The 20,411-nt window shown below is 46.8% G+C and carries 17 protein-coding genes; 7 read left to right on the plus strand and 10 right to left on the minus strand.

Features of this window, described 5'->3' with window-relative positions; translation table 11 throughout:
• The first annotated feature begins 241 nt into the window (after nt 1–241).
• On the plus strand, nt 242–2,695 hold the full coding sequence (locus BUR42_RS29095; protein ID WP_143197628.1) for a hypothetical protein: 2,454 nt from the start codon (nt 242–244) through the stop codon (nt 2,693–2,695).
• Nucleotides 2,696–2,819: 124 nt separating this feature from the next.
• On the opposite strand, the gene kdsA is transcribed toward BUR42_RS29095, so the two are convergent.
• On the minus strand, nt 2,820–3,644 hold the full coding sequence (gene kdsA / locus BUR42_RS29100; protein ID WP_074243030.1) for a 3-deoxy-8-phosphooctulonate synthase: 825 nt from the start codon (nt 3,642–3,644) through the stop codon (nt 2,820–2,822).
• A 128-nt stretch (nt 3,645–3,772) separates the two neighbouring features.
• Between kdsA and BUR42_RS29105 the strand changes: the two genes are divergently transcribed.
• Nucleotides 3,773–4,732, plus strand: a complete 960-nt coding sequence (locus tag BUR42_RS29105) for an NAD-dependent epimerase/dehydratase family protein (protein ID WP_074243283.1) — start codon at nt 3,773–3,775, stop codon at nt 4,730–4,732.
• A gap of 277 nt (nt 4,733–5,009) precedes the next feature.
• On the plus strand, nt 5,010–6,557 hold the full coding sequence (locus BUR42_RS29110; protein ID WP_143197629.1) for a hypothetical protein: 1,548 nt from the start codon (nt 5,010–5,012) through the stop codon (nt 6,555–6,557).
• Between the two features lie 61 nt (nt 6,558–6,618).
• On the opposite strand, the gene BUR42_RS29115 is transcribed toward BUR42_RS29110, so the two are convergent.
• The 9 genes from BUR42_RS29115 to BUR42_RS29155 all read right to left on the minus strand — a co-directional run bounded on the left by BUR42_RS29115 (nt 6,619) and on the right by BUR42_RS29155 (nt 14,646).
• Nucleotides 6,619–7,863 (minus strand): sulfate adenylyltransferase subunit 1, encoded by a 1,245-nt coding sequence (locus BUR42_RS29115; protein WP_074243032.1) that lies wholly within the window; start codon nt 7,861–7,863, stop codon nt 6,619–6,621.
• 18 nt (nt 7,864–7,881) lie between these two features.
• Nucleotides 7,882–8,787, minus strand: coding sequence for a sulfate adenylyltransferase subunit CysD (cysD, locus tag BUR42_RS29120; RefSeq protein ID WP_074243033.1), 906 nt, complete (start codon nt 8,785–8,787; stop codon nt 7,882–7,884).
• Between the two features lie 19 nt (nt 8,788–8,806).
• On the minus strand, nt 8,807–9,496 hold the full coding sequence (locus BUR42_RS29125) for a phosphoadenylyl-sulfate reductase (RefSeq protein WP_074243034.1): 690 nt from the start codon (nt 9,494–9,496) through the stop codon (nt 8,807–8,809).
• A gap of 798 nt (nt 9,497–10,294) precedes the next feature.
• Entirely contained in the window at nt 10,295–10,711 is a 417-nt protein-coding gene (locus BUR42_RS29130) for an RrF2 family transcriptional regulator (RefSeq protein ID WP_074243035.1), read from the minus strand.
• Nucleotides 10,712–10,795: 84 nt separating this feature from the next.
• Nucleotides 10,796–11,512, minus strand: coding sequence for a 4-hydroxy-tetrahydrodipicolinate reductase (gene dapB, locus BUR42_RS29135; RefSeq protein WP_074243036.1), 717 nt, complete (start codon nt 11,510–11,512; stop codon nt 10,796–10,798).
• Between the two features lie 19 nt (nt 11,513–11,531).
• Nucleotides 11,532–12,185 carry a DUF5683 domain-containing protein gene (locus BUR42_RS29140; RefSeq protein ID WP_143197630.1) on the minus strand — a complete coding sequence of 218 codons (654 nt, stop codon included), beginning with the start codon at nt 12,183–12,185 and terminating at the stop codon, nt 11,532–11,534.
• A gap of 10 nt (nt 12,186–12,195) precedes the next feature.
• Complete coding sequence (locus BUR42_RS29145) at nt 12,196–13,116, minus strand: ParB/RepB/Spo0J family partition protein (protein ID WP_074243038.1); 921 nt, start codon at nt 13,114–13,116, stop codon at nt 12,196–12,198.
• Complete coding sequence (locus BUR42_RS29150; RefSeq protein WP_074243039.1) at nt 13,100–13,921, minus strand: ParA family protein; 822 nt, start codon at nt 13,919–13,921, stop codon at nt 13,100–13,102. Before BUR42_RS29150 ends, BUR42_RS29145 begins: the two co-directional genes overlap by 17 nt.
• 44 nt (nt 13,922–13,965) lie before the next feature.
• Complete coding sequence (locus tag BUR42_RS29155) at nt 13,966–14,646, minus strand: metal-dependent hydrolase (protein WP_074243040.1); 681 nt, start codon at nt 14,644–14,646, stop codon at nt 13,966–13,968.
• A 244-nt stretch (nt 14,647–14,890) separates the two neighbouring features.
• Here BUR42_RS29155 and BUR42_RS29160 point away from each other — a divergent pair, with 244 nt between their 5' ends.
• The 4 genes from BUR42_RS29160 to lon all read left to right on the plus strand — a co-directional run bounded on the left by BUR42_RS29160 (nt 14,891) and on the right by lon (nt 20,386).
• Nucleotides 14,891–16,174, plus strand: a complete 1,284-nt coding sequence (locus tag BUR42_RS29160; RefSeq protein ID WP_074243041.1) for a metallophosphoesterase — start codon at nt 14,891–14,893, stop codon at nt 16,172–16,174.
• 36 nt (nt 16,175–16,210) lie between these two features.
• Complete coding sequence (locus BUR42_RS29165) at nt 16,211–17,113, plus strand: hypothetical protein (RefSeq protein WP_143197631.1); 903 nt, start codon at nt 16,211–16,213, stop codon at nt 17,111–17,113.
• A 93-nt stretch (nt 17,114–17,206) separates the two neighbouring features.
• A complete protein-coding gene (locus tag BUR42_RS29170) occupies nt 17,207–17,821 on the plus strand; it encodes a porin family protein (RefSeq protein WP_074243043.1) in 615 nt (204 codons plus the stop codon).
• A 162-nt stretch (nt 17,822–17,983) separates the two neighbouring features.
• A complete protein-coding gene (gene lon / locus BUR42_RS29175; RefSeq protein WP_074243044.1) occupies nt 17,984–20,386 on the plus strand; it encodes an endopeptidase La in 2,403 nt (800 codons plus the stop codon).
• Nucleotides 20,387–20,411 lie beyond the last annotated feature (25 nt).

Here is a 20,411-nt window from a genome sequence, read left to right on the forward strand (position 1 = left end):
ATACCTTGTTCTACCGGGGATAATCTTCTTAGATAAATACACGTTATGGATACAAAAGGGGCGGTGCCATTGTTGGTGCTGCCCTATTTTTTTGCTACTGTGAAAAATAATTTATTAACTTGTTCCCGAATAACACCAAAATCCTCCCGCTCCACCGAGGAGGTACCGGAACTGATACAGCATATACCTGCTGAGGTTCCTTGTGCCTTATATCCAACTTTTAGTCTAAATTATTTTTACCATGAGAACAGGGCTATTCTTTGCGCTCCTCTTATTGATGGCTTTCCGTTTGCCGGAAAGGGTGGAACTTACAACAGATTATATCCGTCTTCGTTTGGACGGATCAGGGAACATGATCAGCTTAACGGATAAAGCCACAGCCAGGGAATTGATCCCACAGGGCCAGCCTGCTCCTTTGCTTTCCCTCTACAAGGATTCCGTATATACCTATCCCGTTTCCCTGTCTTACAACACTTCTAAAAAGCAGATCACCCTGAAGTATAAGAACGGTGCTGCTGCTATTGTTGCTGTAGAGAGCAAAGGAAAATATATCCGGTTCGAACTATTATCCTTAGCCCCGCGTAAAGGTGTGCAGGCTGTAGTATGGGGGCCTTATCCTACCACTATCAGCAAGCTGATAGGAGAAACAGTAGGGGTAGTGAGGGACGAAACATTTGCCGTAGGTGTGCAGGCCCTGAAGATCAATACTACGGAAGGTATTCCGGACGATGGTGATCAGGCAGGCGGTGGTTCTTTTATTGATCCGCTGCCCGGGCAAAAAGTACCGGATGCTTTGAAAGATAAGATCGGTCAGCCGGTGGGTGCGGATGTGAACACGGATGGAGATATGCCGGAATATGTACGCCTGTACAGGGGAAGCCTAGCTGTTAAAAAACCTTATGGCAGTGATCTGCGCCTCTTTTCGCGGGACAGGCGGATACCGCGTACCATTGGCAGCGGTGCCACATTGCAACAGGTTCAACCCGTGAATGCAGACCTGGCCGGCAGTGCTATTGCATTGTTCGGATGCCCTGCCAACGCCGCGCTGGATGTAATAGAACAGATAGAAACAGGAGAAGGATTGCCGCATCCCATGCTGGACGGTGTCTGGATCAAACGCTCTCCCAGGATGTCTGAAGCATATCTCATGTACGAAGGGAAAAGTATAGAGAATGCCTTGCAATATGCCAAAGAGGGTAATTTCAGGTTAGTACATATCGGAGATATCTTCAAAAGCTGGGGGCATTTCAGGCTGGAAACAGGCCGGTTCCCAAATGGCGCACAAGATGTGAAGCAGTACACAGCCAAAGCAAAGGAAGCTGGTATTTCCGTAGGCGTACACACCCTCACTACTTTTACCGGTACCAATGATCCTTATGTATCACCTGTTCCTTCAGATAGCCTGATGAAATCCGGCAGCTCCATACTGGCCAAAGATTTGGGTGAAAATGATGAGGTGGTATATGTGAAAGATCCATCCTGGTTCCGCAATATGGGCATTACGCGTACGATTAAGATCGGCCATGAGCTGATAGGTTATAAAGGTGTATCGGATAATGCTTTAACAGGCTGCATAAGGGGGCAATTCAAAACAACAAAGAGCAGCCACAAAGCTGGTACTGTAGTGGATAAACTGGTGAACAGCGGTTACAGTGGCTTTCTGCCGGATATTAATTTACAGGATGTATACGCGCGCAGGCTGGCACAAGTATGTAATGAAACCGGCGTAGACCTGATGGACTTTGATGGTTTTGAAGCGTTGGGATATACCGGCCATGGCACCTATGCAGAGAACAGGTTTGTAGACCTCTGGTACCGTAACCTGGATCGCTACCGTATGACCTGCGGTGCCAGTACATCTCACTATTACTGGCATATCTATTCCTTCATGAACTGGGGAGAACCCTGGTACAGCGCATTACGGAAAAGCCAGGTGAATTACCGCATAGAGAACCAACGCTACTTTGAACGCAATCTTATGCCGGGCATGCTGGGCTGGTTTAAAATGGAGCCCACTTACCGTCCTGAAGAAATAGAATGGATCCAGGCAAGGAGTGCTGCTTTCAATGCAGGGTATCTTTTAAGGGTAGATGAAAACATTGAAAAGAACGGTTACAAAGCAGCCTTGTTCGAAGCTGTGCGTGAATGGCAGAAAGCGCGCAATACAAAAGCCTTCACAACAGAGCAGATCACAAAGTTCAAAGACCCAACGAACGAATTTCATCTTGAAAAGAAAGGTGAAGGAAGCTGGAACCTGTACCCTGTAAAGCTGATCACCGAGCTGGCGCATAAATACAAAATGATGCAGACAGGTGAACCGGTAACCTCAAAATTCAAAGTGAATAACCCTTATGCTGCACAACCCGTAAAGTTCTACATCATAGCAGAAGCGGTAGAAGGAAATAAAACAGAAACGGTAACAGGTATACGGATCATCATCAACGGCTTACCACCCATTGAAATAGACGGGCCGGTAAAAGCAGGTGATAAATTTATTTGCGACGGGCAATCCATTTACCAGTGTGATGGTTTTTGGAATAACAGGAAGGAGATAAAAGTGGGTAGTTTACCACAATGGCAGGCCGGGGAAAATGAAATAACCGTGAAGAGTGAGTTCTCCGGTGAGCAGGGACCAACACTGAAATTCGATATTAAATTCTCTGGAGCTGCGGAAAAAGTGGGGAAGTTGTTTTAGGAGGAGGTATTAGGAAAGTAATGAATCTTAGAGCAACTAAAAAGGGCCGTATCAGTTTTGATAACGGCCCTTTGGTATGTTTAGCGCAGCATTAACTATTGCGCTTGTGTGTCGTATTTCACAATTACGCTTTCACATATACGGCTTCCCTGATCCGTACCAGCTCTTCCAGCAATGGTTCCAGCAGGTCAAGCCGAAGCACGTTGGCGCCATCTGATTTAGCTTTTGCGGGTTCAGGATGTGTTTCTATGAACAACCCGTTTGCACCGGTTGCAATAGCGGCCTTGGCAATAGTGCCGATCATTTTGGGATTGCCGCCGGTAACGCCGGATGTTTGATTGGGTTGCTGCAGCGAGTGGGTACAATCCATGATCACGGGAACGCCCATTTCTTTCATGATAGGAATATTACGATAATCCACCACGAGGTCCTGGTACCCGAAGGTAGTGCCCCTTTCTGTAAGCATCACATGTTTATTGCCCGCCTGCTCTATCTTCTCCACTGCAAATTTCATGGCTTCACCACTGGCAAACTGCCCTTTCTTCACATTTACAAACTTGCCGGTATCTGCAGCAGCCAGTAATATATCCGTCTGGCGGCAAAGGAAGGCAGGTATTTGAAGGACATCCACATAAGCAGCTGCCATAGCAGCTTCTGCAGCGGAGTGAATATCTGAAGTAACGGGGAGATTAAAGGTTTGTCCTACTTTCTGTAAAAGGTCCAGTCCTTCCACATCACCAATACCGGTAAAGGAATTGATGCTTGTTCTGTTGGCTTTGCGGTAAGACGCTTTGAACACATATGGAATATTCAGCCTTTTGCAGATCGCAGATACTTTTTCAGCGATGCCCATCACCAAGTCTTCGTCTTCGATTACACAGGGACCAGCAATAAGAAAGAAGTTTTCAGGATTGTATTGTTCTTTAAATAGTGCTTTTAACGTTTTCATGGCGCAAAATTAAGGTTAATTACAGAGAATAGGTTGGATTGTTATCGTATTGTCATTGTTTGCATCCCCCTTTCATCTAATATTGCGTCAGGAGCATAAATTTGGGCACAAAATCTACAACCACCAATATGAAGAAAGATAAGATACTGGTTATTGGCGCATGCGGTCAGATCGGCGTGGAACTAACGCTGGCCCTGCGCAAAATGTATGGCGATAATAACGTAGTGGCATCCGATCTCCGCGAAGAGCACGACCTGCTGAAAGGCACCGGCCCTTATGTATCGCTGGACGTGATGAACAAAGAAATGCTGCATGTACTGGTTATCCGTCACAACATTACCCAGGTCTATCTGCTGGCTGCCATCCTTTCTGCTACCGGGGAAAAGAACCCGCTGCTGGCCTGGCATATCAATATGCAAAGCCTGCTGAATGTGCTGGACATTGCCAAGGAAGAGGGGCTGGACAAGATCTACTGGCCCAGTTCCATTGCCGTATTCGGCCCCAATTCACCTAAAGAAGATACACCGCAACATACCATCATTGAACCTACTACCATTTACGGCATCAGTAAATTTGCCGGCGAACGCTGGTGCGAATATTACAACCACCGCTATGGCATAGATGTACGCAGCCTGCGTTATCCCGGCCTGATCAGCTATAAATCTGCCCCGGGCGGCGGTACTACAGACTATGCGGTAGAGATCTACCACGAAGCCCTGGAAGAAGGCAGTTACAAATGTTTCCTTTCAGAAGACACCTACCTGCCCATGATGTATATGCCGGATGCCATCCGTGCTACTATTGAGCTGATGGAGGCAGACAGTGCAAAGATCAAGGTGCGCTCTGCCTATAACCTGTCTGGCATGAGTTTCTCCCCTAAAGAGATCGCCACTGCCATCAAACAACATATACCTTCCTTCAGCATCAGCTACGAACCCGACTACCGCCAGCAGATTGCCAACGGCTGGCCCCAAAGCATCGACGATGGCCTGGCCGGAGCGGATTGGGGCTGGAAACCTGAGTTCAACCTCGAAAAAATGACCGAGGATATGCTGAAGAACCTCAAACAGCAGAAAGGAATGAAATAAACACTTGACTACCATAGGTTTAACCGGGCCGGGGGCATTGCCTCCGGCCTTTTTTGTTGTATAAAAGGAGCCTGTTCCTATATCGCTCCTATAGCATTCCTATAGCATTGCAGGCACATAGGTATATCGAAACGATATAGGAATGCTATAAGAGTGCTATAGGAATGAGCCTTCAGTGATATAGGGATATACAAATACAATACTTCCATCCACCTGCCATTAATGCACTATGTATTATATATTATTAGTATATTACATCGTATTATCCTATGAAAAAATGAGAAGAGCCTTATCCCTCTGCCTTTTGGCAGTATTTCCGTTTGCGCTGCATGCCCAGATCAAAACAATTGCAGAGAGCCCTTCCTTTGAGGAGCCTTCCGGAGGCTTAGCCCGCATCCTGCAACTGAAGAACGGTAACACCCTGTATGTACATTTTCCCTCCAAAGGGGTCAATATCCAGCTATATGATTCCAGCCACCGGCGGATAGACACTACTACCGGAACATCCACTTTTGCCCATATCAGGAATGGTAACCTGGACGCTATTTTTGAATCGCAGGGGAATGCCACGGTGCTGTATAGTGTAAAGGAAAGCAAACGCCCCCTGTTGGTGAGGCTTACCATCGATGCCGGCACGGGACAATTATTACGGGAGGATACCGTAGCCAACCTGGATAAAGTGAACCGCCGCAAAAAGAAGTTGAGCAGTTCGGACTTCCTAGTGATCAAAGATCCCTACAGCGAAAACTATGCGGTATGGATGTATGCCAACATGGAAGAGGCAGATGCAGGTTATGAGATCGTACATTATGCAGCAGATCATCATGAAATCAGCCGTGCACGTTTTACCGGCCCGGATAACGAAACGAGGTTCCAGTATTGGGACATGGTGGTAATAGGCGATAAAAAGCTCTGTATCCTCGGTATGGCACAGAATGCTGCCAATGAAGTGGCCAGCAGCGAAATGAAGCTGGCAACGCTGGAAAAAGGGCATATCTTCTTCCGTTTCTCTTCCCTTTCTTTTCCTACAGGTGTATCCGTACAGGGTGGTTTTGTAAAGTACAATCCATACACGGACCAGCTGATCCTTTTAGAAGCCCATCTGAAGGAAGACAAAAAAATGGCCACCTGGCTCACAACTGTACAACTGAGTACCATGGAAGCGGTGGCAGCCAAAGAGATCTTTCCCGATAAAGCCAACCAGAAAAGCCTGGAAGTATTTGGCCCTAAAGCATCTTATGAAGGCGTGCCGCAGAATGTATTCATAAAAAAGGACGGTGGTTATTCCATCGTGTTTGAAGAGCTGGACAATTTTGTGCGTTTAGTGAACAGTGTGCCCGTGGTGATCAGCACCATCCTTTCCAATGTAGCGGTGATAGATATGGATGCGGAAGGGAAGGAGATCAATACCTGGATGGTGCCTAAAAGGCAATTGAATCCCGGCCTGATCATGAAAGCCTTCTACCAGAAGAACCGCGAGAACGCTACGGATAAAATTGATCTTTCAGACCAGTATAAATTCTTCTCTTATGTTCCCGGCGTTAAACATGATTACATCCTGATGAATGACCTGGAAGAGAATAAAGAGAAACTGGAGAAAGGAAAATTGACGGTGATGCGTGATGCCCGCGAAGGCAATGGTTTCTATTATGCGCTGGAAGGAAAGGAGGTGATACCCCGCCGGAATGCGGTTTTTCAGCAGCAAAAAAATATTGCATTGTTCTCTATGGCGGACTACGATATAGACAGAAATACGCTCGTAACACTTAAACGCTCACAGGAAAACAGGAGAGATGTGAAGTTGGTTTGGTTGAATGTGCATTGATTGCAAATGTAAAAGCCGGAAGTAATACCTCCGGCTTTTTTTATTTTAGTTGACATATGGCTTAATCCACGAAACCCACTGCAACGGTTGCATTGCTGAATTCATCCACCAGGATGAAGGTGCCGTTTGCAGGGTTGGCCTGGTAGGCATCTGCAAATACAGGCTGGGCTGTTTTTAAAGTGATCTTACCGATATCATTCAATCCCATTTCCGTTTTCTCTTCTATACGGTTAGTGGTCACTTCTACCACGTTATGCAGCTGCTGCACTTTTGCTTTGATGCGGTTAGCACCATGCTGCAACAGGTAAGTTTTACCTGCGCTGAGCTTTTGCTGGTCCATCCAGCAGATGTGTGCAACAATCTCTTTGCGGCCTTCCGGAATGTTATCCGGCGTTACCAGCAGGTTACCACGACTGATATCTATTTCATCTTCCAGCGTGATCACTACACTTTCTGTAGCATGTGCCGCATCCAGTTGCTGTTCAAACTTTTCAATTGATTTGATCTTACTGCGCTGACCATTGGGCAGGGAAACAATTTCCGCGCCCACATGAAAACTGCCGCTGGCCACCTTTCCGGCGAAACCGCGGAAGTCGTGATGCTGTTCAGTTTTAGGACGGATCACATATTGTACGGGGAAACGTGCAGGATGCTGACGGTCTGTTGCATCCAGTTCAATTCCTTCCAGGTATTCCAGCAGTGGCAGGCTTTTATACCAGCTGATCTTTTCAGTTCTCGTTACCACATTTTCTCCATAGAGAGAGGAGATGGGGATGAACTTCACTTCTTTATCCTCGTAGAAAGAACCTTTCAGCAGTTGCTGAAAATCTTCCGTGATCTGGTTAAAGCGGGCCTCATCATATTCCACGAGGTCCATTTTATTGATACAAACCACCAGGTGCGGAATGCGCAGCATGCAGGCGATGAAGAAGTGGCGGTAAGTTTGTTCAACAATACCTTTCCTTGCATCGATGAGGATGAGCGATACCTGTGAAGTGGAAGCACCGGTGACCATGTTACGGGTGTATTCAAAGTGGCCGGGCGTATCTGCAATAATGTATTTGCGGTTAGGCGTAGAGAAGTAAATATGAGCCACATCAATGGTAATACCCTGTTCCCGTTCAGCGATAAGGCCGTCTGTAAGGAGGGAGAGGTCTGTAAAATCCAGGCCCTTGCGTTTGCTTGCAGCAGTGAGGGCTTCCATTTTATCCTGGGTGATAGATTTAGTGTCAAACAGCAAACGGCCGATGAGTGTACTCTTTCCATCATCCACACTACCTGAAGTGGTTATACGTAAAACATCCATTGTTAGTCAATTCGTAGTTTAAAAATACCCTGCGTTCTTGCGTTTTTCCATGGCGGCTTCTGAGCGCTTATCATCAATACGGGCGCCTCTTTCGGAGATCTTGGCGGCCAGTATCTCTGTGATGATGTCTTCCAGCTTATCTGCTTCAGACATCACTGCTGCGGTACAGGTCATATCCCCTACTGTGCGGAAGCGTACTTTAGCCGGGAAGGGCTTTTCATCTTCCGTGGTGTTGAGGAAATCAGAATAAGGCCAGTACATGCCGTCCCTTTCAATGATCTCTCTTTCGTGAGAGAAGTAGATGGAAGGGATGGCGAGGCCTTCTTCACGGATATAATTCCAAACGTCCAGTTCCGTCCAGTTAGAGATGGGGAACACCCGAACGTTCTCACCTATGTTGATCTTACCGTTGAGATGGTCAAACAATTCAGGGCGCTGGATCTTGGAGTTCCATTGGCCAAATTCATCGCGTACAGAAAAGATCCTTTCCTTGGCGCGTGCTTTTTCCTCATCTCTGCGGGCGCCGCCGATGCAGGCATCAAACTTCAGTTCTTCAATGGCATCCAGGAGGGTAACAGTCTGCAAGGCATTCCTGCTGGCGTATTTACCGGTTTCTTCCTTCACTTTGCCCTGGTTGATACTGTCCTGCACATTACGTACGATCAGTTCAAGGCCGAGTGATTCCACCAGCCAGTCGCGGAACTCTATGGTTTCGGGAAAGTTGTGACCAGTGTCCACATGTAATAAAGGGAAGGGGATCTTGCCCGGGTAAAAAGCTTTTTGTGCTAAACGTACAAGTGTGATAGAATCCTTTCCACCTGAAAAGAGGATGGCAGGCCGTTCAAACTGCGCAGCGGTTTCCCGCAGGATGTAAATTGCTTCATCCTCCAGTGCCCGCGGAAATTGCCATTGAATACTACTCATATAACGATGTTAAACTTGATCAACTAGTGTGTAAACCGCATTCTTTCTTGGATTCTTCCCACCACCACCTTCCGGCGCGCGGATGTTCTCCTGGTTCAATAGCGCGGGTACAAGGGGCGCAGCCGATACTGATGAAACCTTTGTCGTGCAGTTTATTATAAGGCACGTTGTGTTTATCCAGGTAGGCTGTCATTTCTTCAAACGTCCAATGGATGAGGGGGTTGTATTTATAGAGCTGGCGGCCTTCGTCCCATTCCAATACCGGCATATCGTGCCGGTTTTCACTTTGTTCTGCGCGGAGGCCGGTGATCCAAACCTTTGTTCCCTGCAAAGCACGGTTCAAAGGAACCACTTTGCGGATGTAACAGCATTCTTTGCGGTTTTCAACAGAGTCGTAAAAGCTGTTCATGCCTTTTTCTTTCACCAGAGCTTCTACAGCAGCCGTTTCCGGGAAATAGATCTCGAAAGGCTGTTTATAGCGGGCCCGGGTAAGGTCCATCAGGTCATATGTTTCCTGGAAAAGCCTGCCGGTATCTAATGTAAAGACCCGTACAGGCAGGTTGTTCTTCCAGATGATGTCTGCCAACACCTGGTCTTCCTGGCCAAACGACGTGGAAAAGGCAACAGCGCCGGGAAATTCGGCTGTTAAAATGCGTATTCCTGCTGCAATATCTTTCTGCTGGGCTAAAAGCCCGGGTAAATCTTTCATGTGTAGCTTCCTTCTACAATACAGCAAAAATACATAAAACCTATAAAAAAGATAGACTAAATATTGGTATTGTGGAAAAAGTTTGGGGGAAGGGGGACTGGGTTGCAGGGGAAGAGGCAGGAGCTGCATGAAGGGTTTGGAAGCCTGTAAAAAGCTGGCAGGAAGTCCGTGAAGGGCCGGCCGCCCTGAAAAAACTGGCAGGAAGTCCGTGAAGGACCGACCGTCGTCCCGTAAAAAGCTGGCAGAAAGTCCGTGAAGGGCTAACCGCACTGTAAAAAGCCAGCAGGAAGTCCATGAAGGACCGACCGCCCTGAAAAAAGCTGGCAGGAAGTCCGAAAAGGGTTTGGAAGCCTGTAAAAAGCCGGCAGATCAGTTAAAGGCTGCCGTCCTGTAAAAGCTTAGGGCCAGCCCCAAAGCGCAATCACTTTGCAGCCAGCCCTTTAACTTTCCTGGGGAACGTCAATGCTTATGATCAAAAGGTCGATTAATTCCATCCGGGATTAGCCATTGCTGATATCTTTCTGCTTTAAATCGCAAACCCGTTCACAGGGGTGGTTGTGGGGCTCCACCTCCATTTCCGCTGGAACAGGTATACGGTTTTTTACGTTTTGACGATTCTCTGCTGTATAGGGATTAGGATATTGACAAGTTGTTGTTTTTCAGCCAATTAAAGGGTAAAGATAATTTGGCCGAAAATGGCCGGCAATACCTATAAGTAGGTATTTTTCAGGGCTTCCGGGAAAAGAAAAAGGGAAAGACCCATGGCCTTTCCCTGCTTATATAACCCATGTAAATAAGTTAGTCCCTTGTGAGGATATCTTTTAAAGACTTGTTTTCCAATAGTTTAAGTGTGGCATCCCTTACTTTGCTCATCACTTCATGCAGGCCGCATACTGCTTCATCTTTACAGTTTTCGCAGCGTTCGTAGTAATTCAGGCTCACACAGGGCAGAAGGGCAATAGGGCCGTCCAACAAGCGGATGATACGGGCCAGCGGAATCTCTTTTGGCGTACGCATGAGGTAATATCCCCCGCCTTTCCCTTTTTTACTCCCTAAAATTCCGGCATTTTTCAATTCCAACAATATATTTTCCAAAAATTTAATGGAAATACTTTTTTCGGACGCTATCTCTGATATCAGGATAGGCCCTTTGTCAACATTTTCGGCCAGATATATCAATGCGTGAAACGCATATTGTGTTTTTTTAGACAGCATGTTTAGTAATGAATCTGTAGTTTTTGCACTCCCAAAGTACAAATATAACAAAAACCGGCGTCTTTTTGGGGCTATGCCTGATAGCTAGAGGCTTAGCACATCCTTCATGGTAAAGATACCTTTCTTGCCCTTCAGCCATTCCGCTGCGGTCACAGCGCCGGCGGCAAAACCTTCGCGGGAATGTGCGGTATGCGTGATGGTGATATCGTCTATAGGAGAGCTGTAAGTGATCGTATGAGTGCCGGGAGCGGGGTTGATCCTTTTGGAAATAATCGCCAGCTGGGCCGGGTCAGTACTTTCCTCATTCACCCAGCCTTTTTTGCCGGGCACCTTTTCCAGGATCTGTTCTGCCAGGGTAATAGCGGTACCGCTGGGAGCATCTTTTTTCTGTGTATGGTGGATCTCTTCCATGCTCACGCCGTAAGCGCTCTGGGGAGCCATCAGCTCAGCCAGGCGGCGGTTGAGTTCAAAGAAAATGTTCACTCCGATGCTGAAATTGCTGGCATACAGGAAAGCCTGATGTTTTTCAAGGCACTGGGATTTTACCTGGGGAAGTTTGTCCAGCCAGCCGGTAGTACCACAAACAACGGGCACATTGGCATCAAAGCAACGGATAATATTGTCATACGCAGTTTCCGGCGTGGTGAATTCAATAGCTACATCTGCCTGTTGCAGGTGTTCTTTTTCCAGCAGGTGGCTGCTGTTAATGTCTATCCTGTGAACGATCTCGTGTCCACGGCCCAGGGCAATGGCTTCTATGGCCTGGCCCATTTTGCCGTATCCTATTAATGCTATCTTCATATCTAAAAAATGCAATGTGTTATCTGAAAGCCAGTCCCGTTTTTGCTTTACGGGGACTAAGGGAAATATTGAGCTGAATACCCAGCGCACGGTTGTTGATGATGGTGGGTGCTACACGCAGGCTCAGATCATCACTGATATCAAACTGCCGTAAGTGCGCAAACACGGTGGCATCTACAATTTGCAGCGCGTATGCTGCCACAAAGACGAGTACGGAGTAATCCACATATTGCCGGTAGGCGTCCCGCAGGTATTTGAGGTCTTCACCACTATACCGGGGATAAGGATCTACGAAGTCCGGGTTGTTTGTATTGGCCACCCTTACGCGGTAGGCATTCCGGAATTCCGTGTATTTGTCCATATTGAAGATAAACACGCCGGTGCTGATACCGATGGCAGCATACACGAGGGGTAATTTCCAGTATTGACGGTTGTATATCTGGCCCAGTCCCGGAAGTACGGCTGAATAGAATGCAGCTCTACGGGGGCTGTGCAGTGCTTTGTAATTGGCGAGGAGGGTATCTGCAACAGTAGGAGGCACAGTGATGGTATCCCGCATCGCAGCTTTCTCACGTTTGAGTGAGTCCATCACCAGCCGGTGTACCATTGTTGTGTCCTGCGCATGGCTTGAGAATGCAGAGAATAAGAACAGGCACAACAAGATACGCAACATGTACCCTGCCTTATTTTTCACCGTATAATGATAATTTTTCCAGGATGCTATCCAGTTCTTCATCTGAGTAAAACTCGATATTGATACTTCCTTTTCCGTTCTTACTTCTGTCCAGGTTCACTTTGGTGGAAAAATGGGAGGCCAGGTTGTCCTGTATTTTCTGATAAGCAGGAGGGAGGGAGCTTTTAGCCGGTTTCTTCACACTACCCCTGTCACTATTTTGATTCACTTTCCGCACCAGTTCTTCCGTTTGGCGTACAGAAAGGCCATTTTTCATGATCTCACCGAAGATGAACAACTGCTTTTCCACGTTCTCCACACCAATCAGCGTACGGGCATGGCCCATGCTTAATTTGCTGTTCCTTACTGCTACCTGGATGTCTGGCGGCAGTTTCAGCAGGCGTATGTAGTTGGTAACGGTGCTTCTTTCTTTACCCATCCGGTCTGCCACCTGCTCCTGGGTGAGGGATACCTCTTCCATGAGCCTTTTATAGCTGAGGGCTATTTCTATGGCATTCAGATTTTCGCGTTGGAGGTTTTCCAGCAGGGCCAGTTCCAGGAGTTCCTGGTCGTTAGCCTGACGAACATAAGCAGGGATATCCTTCAATCCGGCCATCTTACTGGCACGGAAGCGGCGTTCACCGGCTATCAGCTGGTATTTCTTTCCAACTTTGGAAACGGTAACAGGCTGAATGATGTCGTGTAACTTGATAGACTGACTCAGCTCCTGTAAAGCCTGCTCGTCGAAATCCCTTCTTGGTTGTTTGGGATTCACCTCAATCTGGTCCAAAGGAATGCGCTCTATGCCGGTAGCCTGGGCTACAACAGTATCACCCAAAGCACTGGTAGTTTGCTTCAGGTCCGTATCTATATTTTGCAGCAGCGAGCGGATACCTTTCCCCAACGCTTCTTTCTTACTCGGATTGGTCATCGTTTATTGCTAAGATTTTATCTTCTGTTCTGATCTTTGTGAAGTTATGCTTTTGCAGGATCTCTTTGGCCAGGTTCAGGTAATTGATGGCACCTGTACTCATAGCGTCGTACATGATCACCGACTTACCGAAGCTGGGTGCTTCTCCCAGTTTGGTGTTCCGGTGAATGATGGTATTGAACACGCTTTCTTCGAAGTGTTGTTTTACTTCATCCACTACCTGGTTGCTGAGGCGCAAACGGCCATCGTACATGGTCATGAGGATGCCTTCAATCTCCAGGTCTGTATTAAGCCTGCTTTGAACGATCTTGATAGTATTGAGCAATTTACCCAAACCTTCCAGTGCAAAGAACTCGCACTGAACGGGAATGATCACGGAATTGGATGCTACAAGGGCATTCACGGTGATCAGGCCCAGGGAGGGAGAACAATCTACGATCACGAAATCATAATCGCCCTGAACGGAATCAATTACTGACTTCATCACTCTTTCCCGGTTAGGGTGATTGATGAGTTCCAGTTCAGCACCTACGAGGTCAATATGAGAGGGTAGCACTTTCAGGTTAGGGGTATCTGATTCCAGTACCACATCCTTTGCCTGTACATCATTCACCATGCAGTCGTACAGGCTCTGCTGTACATTGCGCAGGTCAAAGCCCAGCCCGGTGGTGCTGTTAGCTTGCGGATCTGCATCAACGAGCAGTGTTTTGTACTCCAATACTGCCAGGCTGCTGGCCAGGTTAATAGCGCTGGTGGTTTTTCCCACGCCCCCTTTCTGATTGGCGATTGCGATAATTCTTGCCATTGTTCTGTCTTAAATTCTAAGGTTGAAATAGGATAATCAGGAACCTAAATATTGATCGTTTCCCCTATCGCCGGCAGCAGCAAAGTTAATCCTGCTGCTTCAAACTGCTGGGTTGCTTCCTTATGATCTATTTTAATATATCCGAACGTGTCGTAATGTACGCCAACGATCCGGCTGCATTCAATAAACTCTGCTGCAATGATGGCATCTTCTGCCCCCATGGTGAAGTTATCTCCTATTGGCAGGATGGCAAAATCCAGTTTGGCGAAACGCGGAATAAGTTCCATATCGAACGTCAGCGCCGTATCCCCGCTATAATAAAAATTGCCTTCTGATGTGGTGAAAACAAAGCCCAGGGGATTTCCTCCATAACTGCCATCCGGCAACCCGCTGGAATGATGTGCAACTACACATTTAACAGTGCCAAAGTCAAAAGCCCATTTACCACCCGTATTCATAGGGTGTACATTGGAGATGCCCTGTTTGGAGATCCATTCCGTCAACTCAAATGCGCCTACCACCTTTGCACCCGTTCGCTCTGCCACTCCTTTCAGGTCTGCCACATGGTCCGCATGCCCGTGGGATACAAATATGTAATCCGCCTCAATACGATTTACATCTATTGAACTGGCCAGATCGTTGGGAGTAATAAAAGGATCGAAAAGGATCTTTTTACCCTTTACCTCCACTGCAAAACTCGAATGGCCGTAATAGGTGAACTTCATATTGTATTTTATAAATTATTAATGCCCAATCCGACAAAAATACAACGAATCACTAAAATATGGGGCAGGCCCCTCATTTATTTATTCACACCCCACCGGTGGGGAAAAGTAAGGATTTTTCTTCGGGGATTGCAATTTTTCAGTCACATGATCGTCTACTTAACCAAACAACCATTCCTAACCGGGCGGTTTATGGTAAATTTGCCGTTTCGGCTTTTAAGAAATAATTGATTTATACATATTTATGAGAACGGGACCTTCAGCCTTGTCTACCTTATTTATTGTACTCCTCTTTCTGGCGATGGACGCATACGTGTTTGTAGCGATCCGTTCTATAGTGGCTACATTTTCTCCGAAATGGAAAATGGTGATCTTCACCCTCTACTGGGTAGTTTCCGCCATTATCCTGGCCTCTGTTCTTTTTTATTCCAAAATTCCCTGGGAAAAGTTCATGCTGGCACGTTCCTATTACATTACGGTAGCGGTGGGTGTGTTCTTTGCCAAAGCTTTGGTGATCGTTTTCCTGCTGATCGATGATGGCCGCAGGGGCGTGCTTTGGGTGATAGAAAAAGTACGTTCTGCTCCTGCAGTGGCTTTGGTGGAACAAGGCAAGGAAGAAGCCACCGGTATTTCCCGCTCCCAGTTCCTGATGAAAACAGGCCTTTTGCTTGGGGGGACTATGCTGGGCACACTTTTGTACGGGCTTAGTAACAAGTATAATTATCATGTGCGCAAGATCCGACTCACTTTTAAAAACCTGCCGGCCGCTTTCAAAGGCATGACCATTGTGCAGATCTCTGACGTGCATTCAGGCAGTTTCAATGATAAAGAGGCAGTTATGAAAGGGGTGGAACTGATCAAAGCCCAGAAACCTGACCTGGTAGTGTTCACCGGAGACCTGGTGAATGATAAATCTGACGAAATGGACAATTACATCTCCGTTTTTAACCAGATCAAAGCTCCCATGGGTGTATATTCCACACTGGGTAATCACGATTACGGAGATTACTACCCCTGGCCGGATTATGACGAGAAACGCCAGAGTGTGCTGAAGGCGAAGAACTTAGAACGCCTTAAATCTATCCATGGAGAAATGGGCTGGCGCCTGCTGATGAATGAAAATGTGATCCTGGAAAAGGATGGGGAGAAAATGGCACTGCTGGGTATTGAGAACTGGAGCGCTAATCCGCGTTTTCCCCGTAAAGGTGATATGAAGGCAGCTTATGAAGGCACGGCAGACATTCCATTTAAGATCCTGCTTTCCCATGATCCCACCCACTGGGATGCACAGGTAAGGAGTGATTATAAAGATATAGACCTTATGCTGGCAGGGCATACCCATGGTATGCAGTTTGGTGTGGAGATCCCCTTCTTCAAATGGAGCCCGGCCCAATATATCTATAAACAATGGGCTGGTCTTTACCAGGATGGCAAACAAAGTCTGTACGTGAACCGCGGCTTTGGTTTCCTCGGCTATCCCGGCAGGGTAGGCATTATGCCGGAGATTACGGTGATTGAATTAGTATAGGATTTTTCCTATATCTTGCATATCCAAGGCCCGGCTATGCAATTCCGTATCGTCTTTTCACTATTGCTCCTTTCTGCTTTGCAGGCAGCAGGCCAGTCTTTGGCCGACCTCGAAAGACAATTGGATTCGCTTCTCAATAAACAAAAGAAAAGTGAGGTGGTGATCGGCCTGGGATTTGGCAACAACCCGGCATATGGCGGAAAGGCTACAGATCCTTTCAGGCCGGTTACCATGAAACCTTTCCTCTCTCCCAATATTTCGTATAACCATAAGAGTGGGCTGTATGCATCTGTATACAGTTACTATCTTCTGAACGCTACACGCAACCCATGGTTTGAGCTGGACCTCAATGCAGGATACGATTATACGAAGAACAAAGATTTCATCTCCGGTATTTCCTATACCCGTTATTTTTATAAAGATTCTTCAGATATACCTGTTACGCCCATTACAAATGAAGTATTCGCTTATTTCTTTTATCGTAAATGGTGGCTGGAACCGGGGATCAGCGTGGATTTTGGCTGGGGGAAATTCAAAGAACAACTTAACCGCAGAACAGAGCGCACTATTACCGGCAGTGATTTCAATATCATTGCAGATGTGCGTCACTCCTTTATTTTCCTGGATGTACTCAAAAAAGATGCAGCCATCCTCCTGATGCCTGTAGCCTCTTTTACCGCAGGTACCGCACATTACTACAGCAACCTCAAAAGCTTTCAATACGTATCCCGCTCTAAACTGATCAAGCGCCGCAACAGGGAAACTACGATCAGTGACAAAACAGGCTTTCAGCCAAGAGCGGTGGACCTTGGCGTGAGGCTTTCCTATATCATCGGAAGGATCACAGTTTCCCCATCTTACACTGCCTTCAAACTCCTGCAGGGAGAGGATAACGGCATTACCGGATACTTTACGGCCAGCGTAAGCGTTACCTTATAGAATCTAGCATGGCTTTTGTATGTGCTATAGGGGTCAGGAGTATTTCCTGCGTCTATTATAGGAGTCATTTTATAGGACATTAAACAAACCAATATGAAAAAACTGTTTTTCGCCCTGGCAGTCATTACATGTGTAACCGTATCCACCGCCAACGCCCAAAAATTATTACGCTTCGGTATCAAAGGAGGCGCTAACCTCGGAAAGATTGACGGGACAGGTTATGACGAAGCCTTCAAACTTGGTTATCACCTGGGTGCTTTTGCACAAATTAATCTTGTAAAAGGATTTGGTATCCAACCGGAACTTGTTTTCTCTTCCACCAAAGCAGAAGTAAAGAACACTTCAGAATTTGAACTGGATAATGAATTCCAGAACCTGAAAGAAACCAAACCCAAACTGAACTACTTAAGCATTCCCATCCTGGCAAACATCGACCTGGGCTCTCCCCGTTTCAAGTTGCAGGTAGGTCCGCAATTCAGCATCCTCACCAGCAAAAAGAAAAATGTGTTCCAGGAAGGTAAAGAGGCATTTAAAAGCGGTGACTTTTCCGCAGTAGGTGGTCTCTGGCTGCAATTACCCATCGTAAATATCAGTGCCCGTTACGTGGTCGGTCTTTCTAATGTGAACGATGTTACGGTAGCTGGTGCCACAGATCCCAGTAAATGGAAAAACCAATCCATTCAGCTGGGTGTTGGTATCACCTTATAGTTTTCAACCTACATCTGACATATAGAGGATATCCTGCAAGGGTATCCTCTTTTTTTATATCCGGGATCATGGCATTAAAGTTGACTATATAGCTATACTATCTAATTGGGGGTGATTTGGGCCAACGTACTGCCATATTGTCCCCGGACTTAAAACTGACAGATGAACACATTTTTCTTAGGCAATTCGGAAGAAGAGATGGAATTTATGCCTATCATCCCTCTCAATGAAGATGGCGAGGGTATGGAGGATGACAAGATCCCTGAAGAACTTTCCCTGTTACCACTACGCAATACCGTACTTTTTCCCGGAGTAGTTTTACCTATTACCGTTGGAAGAGATAAATCCATAAAGGCTGTAAACGACGCTTACAAGACTGACAAAATGATTGGTGTTGTAGCGCAAAAAGACAGTAACATAGAAGAACCCGGCGTAACCGACCTCAGCGAGGTGGGCACCGTGGCCAAGATCGTGAAGCTGATCAAAATGCCGGATGGAGGCACTACTATCATTATCCAGGGGCGTAAACGCTTTAAGATCAATGATATAGTGACGGAAGACCCTTACTTCAAAGCGCATTATGAACTTTTGAGCGATGAAGTGGATGAAAATGATTCTGAATTTGATGCCTATGTTTCTTCCATCAAGGACCTCGCAGCGCAGATCATCCAGTTATCGCCCAATATTCCTTCAGAGGCCAGCATGATCCTGAAGAATATTGAGAACGCCCCTTTCCTGATCCACTTTGTTTCTTCCAACCTCAACAGCGATGTAAAGGAAAAGCAACAACTCCTGGAGATCAATAACCTGCGCGTTCGTGCAGAGTTGCTGATGAAATTGCTGCAGGTAGAACTGCAACTGGCAGAACTGAAGAACAAGATCAATAATAAAACCAAGGCAGACCTGGATAAACAGCAAAGGGAATACTTCCTTCAACAACAGCTGAAATCCATTAAAGATGAACTGGGTGGAGATTCCAACGACCGGGAAGTGAAAGAGATGCAACGCAAGGCCGAGCTCAAAAAATGGCCCGAAGCTGCGAAAGAACTTTTCACCAAAGGCATTGAGAAACTGGAAAGGATGCATCCCAGCACACCGGATTATTCCGTGGTGTACAATCACCTGGACCTGATGCTGGACCTGCCTTGGGCGGAATACACCAAAGACAGTTACGATCTGAAGAAAGCCAAAAAAGTACTGGATAACGATCACTATGGTATGGACCGCATCAAGGAACGGATCCTTGAGTACCTGGCCGTACTGAAACTGAAAGGGGACATGAAGTCGCCCATCCTTTGTTTTGTAGGCCCTCCCGGTATCGGTAAAACATCCCTGGGACGTTCTATTGCCAATGCCATCGGCCGTAAATACGCCCGTTTGAGCCTTGGTGGCCTGCATGACGAAAGTGAGATCAGAGGGCACCGGAAAACGTACATTGGCGCTATGGCGGGCAGGATCCTGCAAACCATCCGCAAGGTAAAATCTTCCAACCCGGTAATGATCCTGGACGAAATAGATAAAGTAGGGAACGATTTCAGAGGAGACCCGGCTTCCGCACTGCTGGAAGTACTGGACCCTGAACAGAACGGTACCTTCTACGATAACTACCTGGAGCTGGAATATGATCTCAGCAAGGTGTTATTCATCGCTACGGCCAACAATATCAATGCTATTCCACTGGCCCTGCGCGACAGGCTGGAGATCATTGACCTGAGCGGTTATTCCATCGAAGAAAAAATGGAGATCGCCAAACGTCACCTGATCCCTAAACAGAAAGAAGCACACGGCCTCAAGGATTATAAATTCACTTTTGCCAATAAAGTGATCGAAAAGATCATTGCTGATTACACCCGGGAAAGTGGTGTGCGCGAACTGGACCGCCAGTTTGCTGCCATCATGCGTTCCCTGGCTAAAGATGTGGCCATGGGCACAAAGCTGAAAGATACCATTTCGGAGGAAAGAGCGGATAAAGCACTGGGAAAACCCAAATACAGCAATGAGATCTATAAAACCGGCAACCCCGCAGGGGTAGCGGTAGGTTTAGCCTGGACGTATGTAGGAGGAGATATCCTCTTCATTGAAACCAGCCTCAGTGATGGTAAGGGAGAGTTGAAGCTCACCGGTAACCTCGGCAATGTGATGAAGGAATCAGCTGTGACCGCGCTCAGTTATGTACAATCCAATGCGAGTGCATTAAAGATAGATCCGAAAGTACTGCAGCATAAAAATGTGCATGTGCACGTACCGGAAGGCGCCGTTCCAAAAGACGGCCCCAGCGCAGGTATTACCATGCTTACGGCACTTGTTTCCAGTTTTACCGGCCGCAGGGTGAAACCTTACCTGGCTATGACCGGTGAGATCACTTTACGCGGACAGGTATTACCCGTTGGCGGGATCAAGGAAAAGATCCTTGCTGCCAAACGTGCCGGGATCAAAGAGATCGTACTCTGCTGGCAGAACGAGAAGGATATTACGGACATTAATCCCGAGTATATCAAAGGATTAAAGTTCCATTATGTAAAAGAAATGAACCAAGTGCTGGAAACAGCGTTATTAAAGAGATAGAAACAAGGTTATTCATTCCTGGCAT

Source organism: Chitinophaga niabensis, assembly GCF_900129465.1.
Lineage (GTDB): Bacteria > Bacteroidota > Bacteroidia > Chitinophagales > Chitinophagaceae > Chitinophaga > Chitinophaga niabensis.

Coding starts and splice junctions, on each gene's coding strand:
- BUR42_RS29165 (WP_143197631.1), top strand. CDS start 16,211: ATGCAATTCCGTATCGTCTTTTCACTATTGCTCCTTTCTGCTTTGCAG.
- BUR42_RS29115 (WP_074243032.1), bottom strand. CDS start 7,863: ATGGATGTTTTACGTATAACCACTTCAGGTAGTGTGGATGATGGAAAG.
- BUR42_RS29155 (WP_074243040.1), bottom strand. CDS start 14,646: ATGAAGTTCACCTATTACGGCCATTCGAGTTTTGCAGTGGAGGTAAAG.
- BUR42_RS29150 (WP_074243039.1), bottom strand. CDS start 13,921: ATGGCAAGAATTATCGCAATCGCCAATCAGAAAGGGGGCGTGGGAAAA.
- lon (WP_074243044.1), top strand. CDS start 17,984: ATGAACACATTTTTCTTAGGCAATTCGGAAGAAGAGATGGAATTTATG.
- BUR42_RS29110 (WP_143197629.1), top strand. CDS start 5,010: ATGAGAAGAGCCTTATCCCTCTGCCTTTTGGCAGTATTTCCGTTTGCG.
- BUR42_RS29170 (WP_074243043.1), top strand. CDS start 17,207: ATGAAAAAACTGTTTTTCGCCCTGGCAGTCATTACATGTGTAACCGTA.
- BUR42_RS29145 (WP_074243038.1), bottom strand. CDS start 13,116: ATGACCAATCCGAGTAAGAAAGAAGCGTTGGGGAAAGGTATCCGCTCG.
- cysD (WP_074243033.1), bottom strand. CDS start 8,787: ATGAGTAGTATTCAATGGCAATTTCCGCGGGCACTGGAGGATGAAGCA.
- BUR42_RS29130 (WP_074243035.1), bottom strand. CDS start 10,711: ATGCTGTCTAAAAAAACACAATATGCGTTTCACGCATTGATATATCTG.
- BUR42_RS29095 (WP_143197628.1), top strand. CDS start 242: ATGAGAACAGGGCTATTCTTTGCGCTCCTCTTATTGATGGCTTTCCGT.
- BUR42_RS29125 (WP_074243034.1), bottom strand. CDS start 9,496: ATGAAAGATTTACCCGGGCTTTTAGCCCAGCAGAAAGATATTGCAGCA.
- kdsA (WP_074243030.1), bottom strand. CDS start 3,644: ATGAAAACGTTAAAAGCACTATTTAAAGAACAATACAATCCTGAAAAC.
- BUR42_RS29160 (WP_074243041.1), top strand. CDS start 14,891: ATGAGAACGGGACCTTCAGCCTTGTCTACCTTATTTATTGTACTCCTC.
- BUR42_RS29105 (WP_074243283.1), top strand. CDS start 3,773: ATGAAGAAAGATAAGATACTGGTTATTGGCGCATGCGGTCAGATCGGC.
- dapB (WP_074243036.1), bottom strand. CDS start 11,512: ATGAAGATAGCATTAATAGGATACGGCAAAATGGGCCAGGCCATAGAA.
- BUR42_RS29140 (WP_143197630.1), bottom strand. CDS start 12,185: ATGTTGCGTATCTTGTTGTGCCTGTTCTTATTCTCTGCATTCTCAAGC.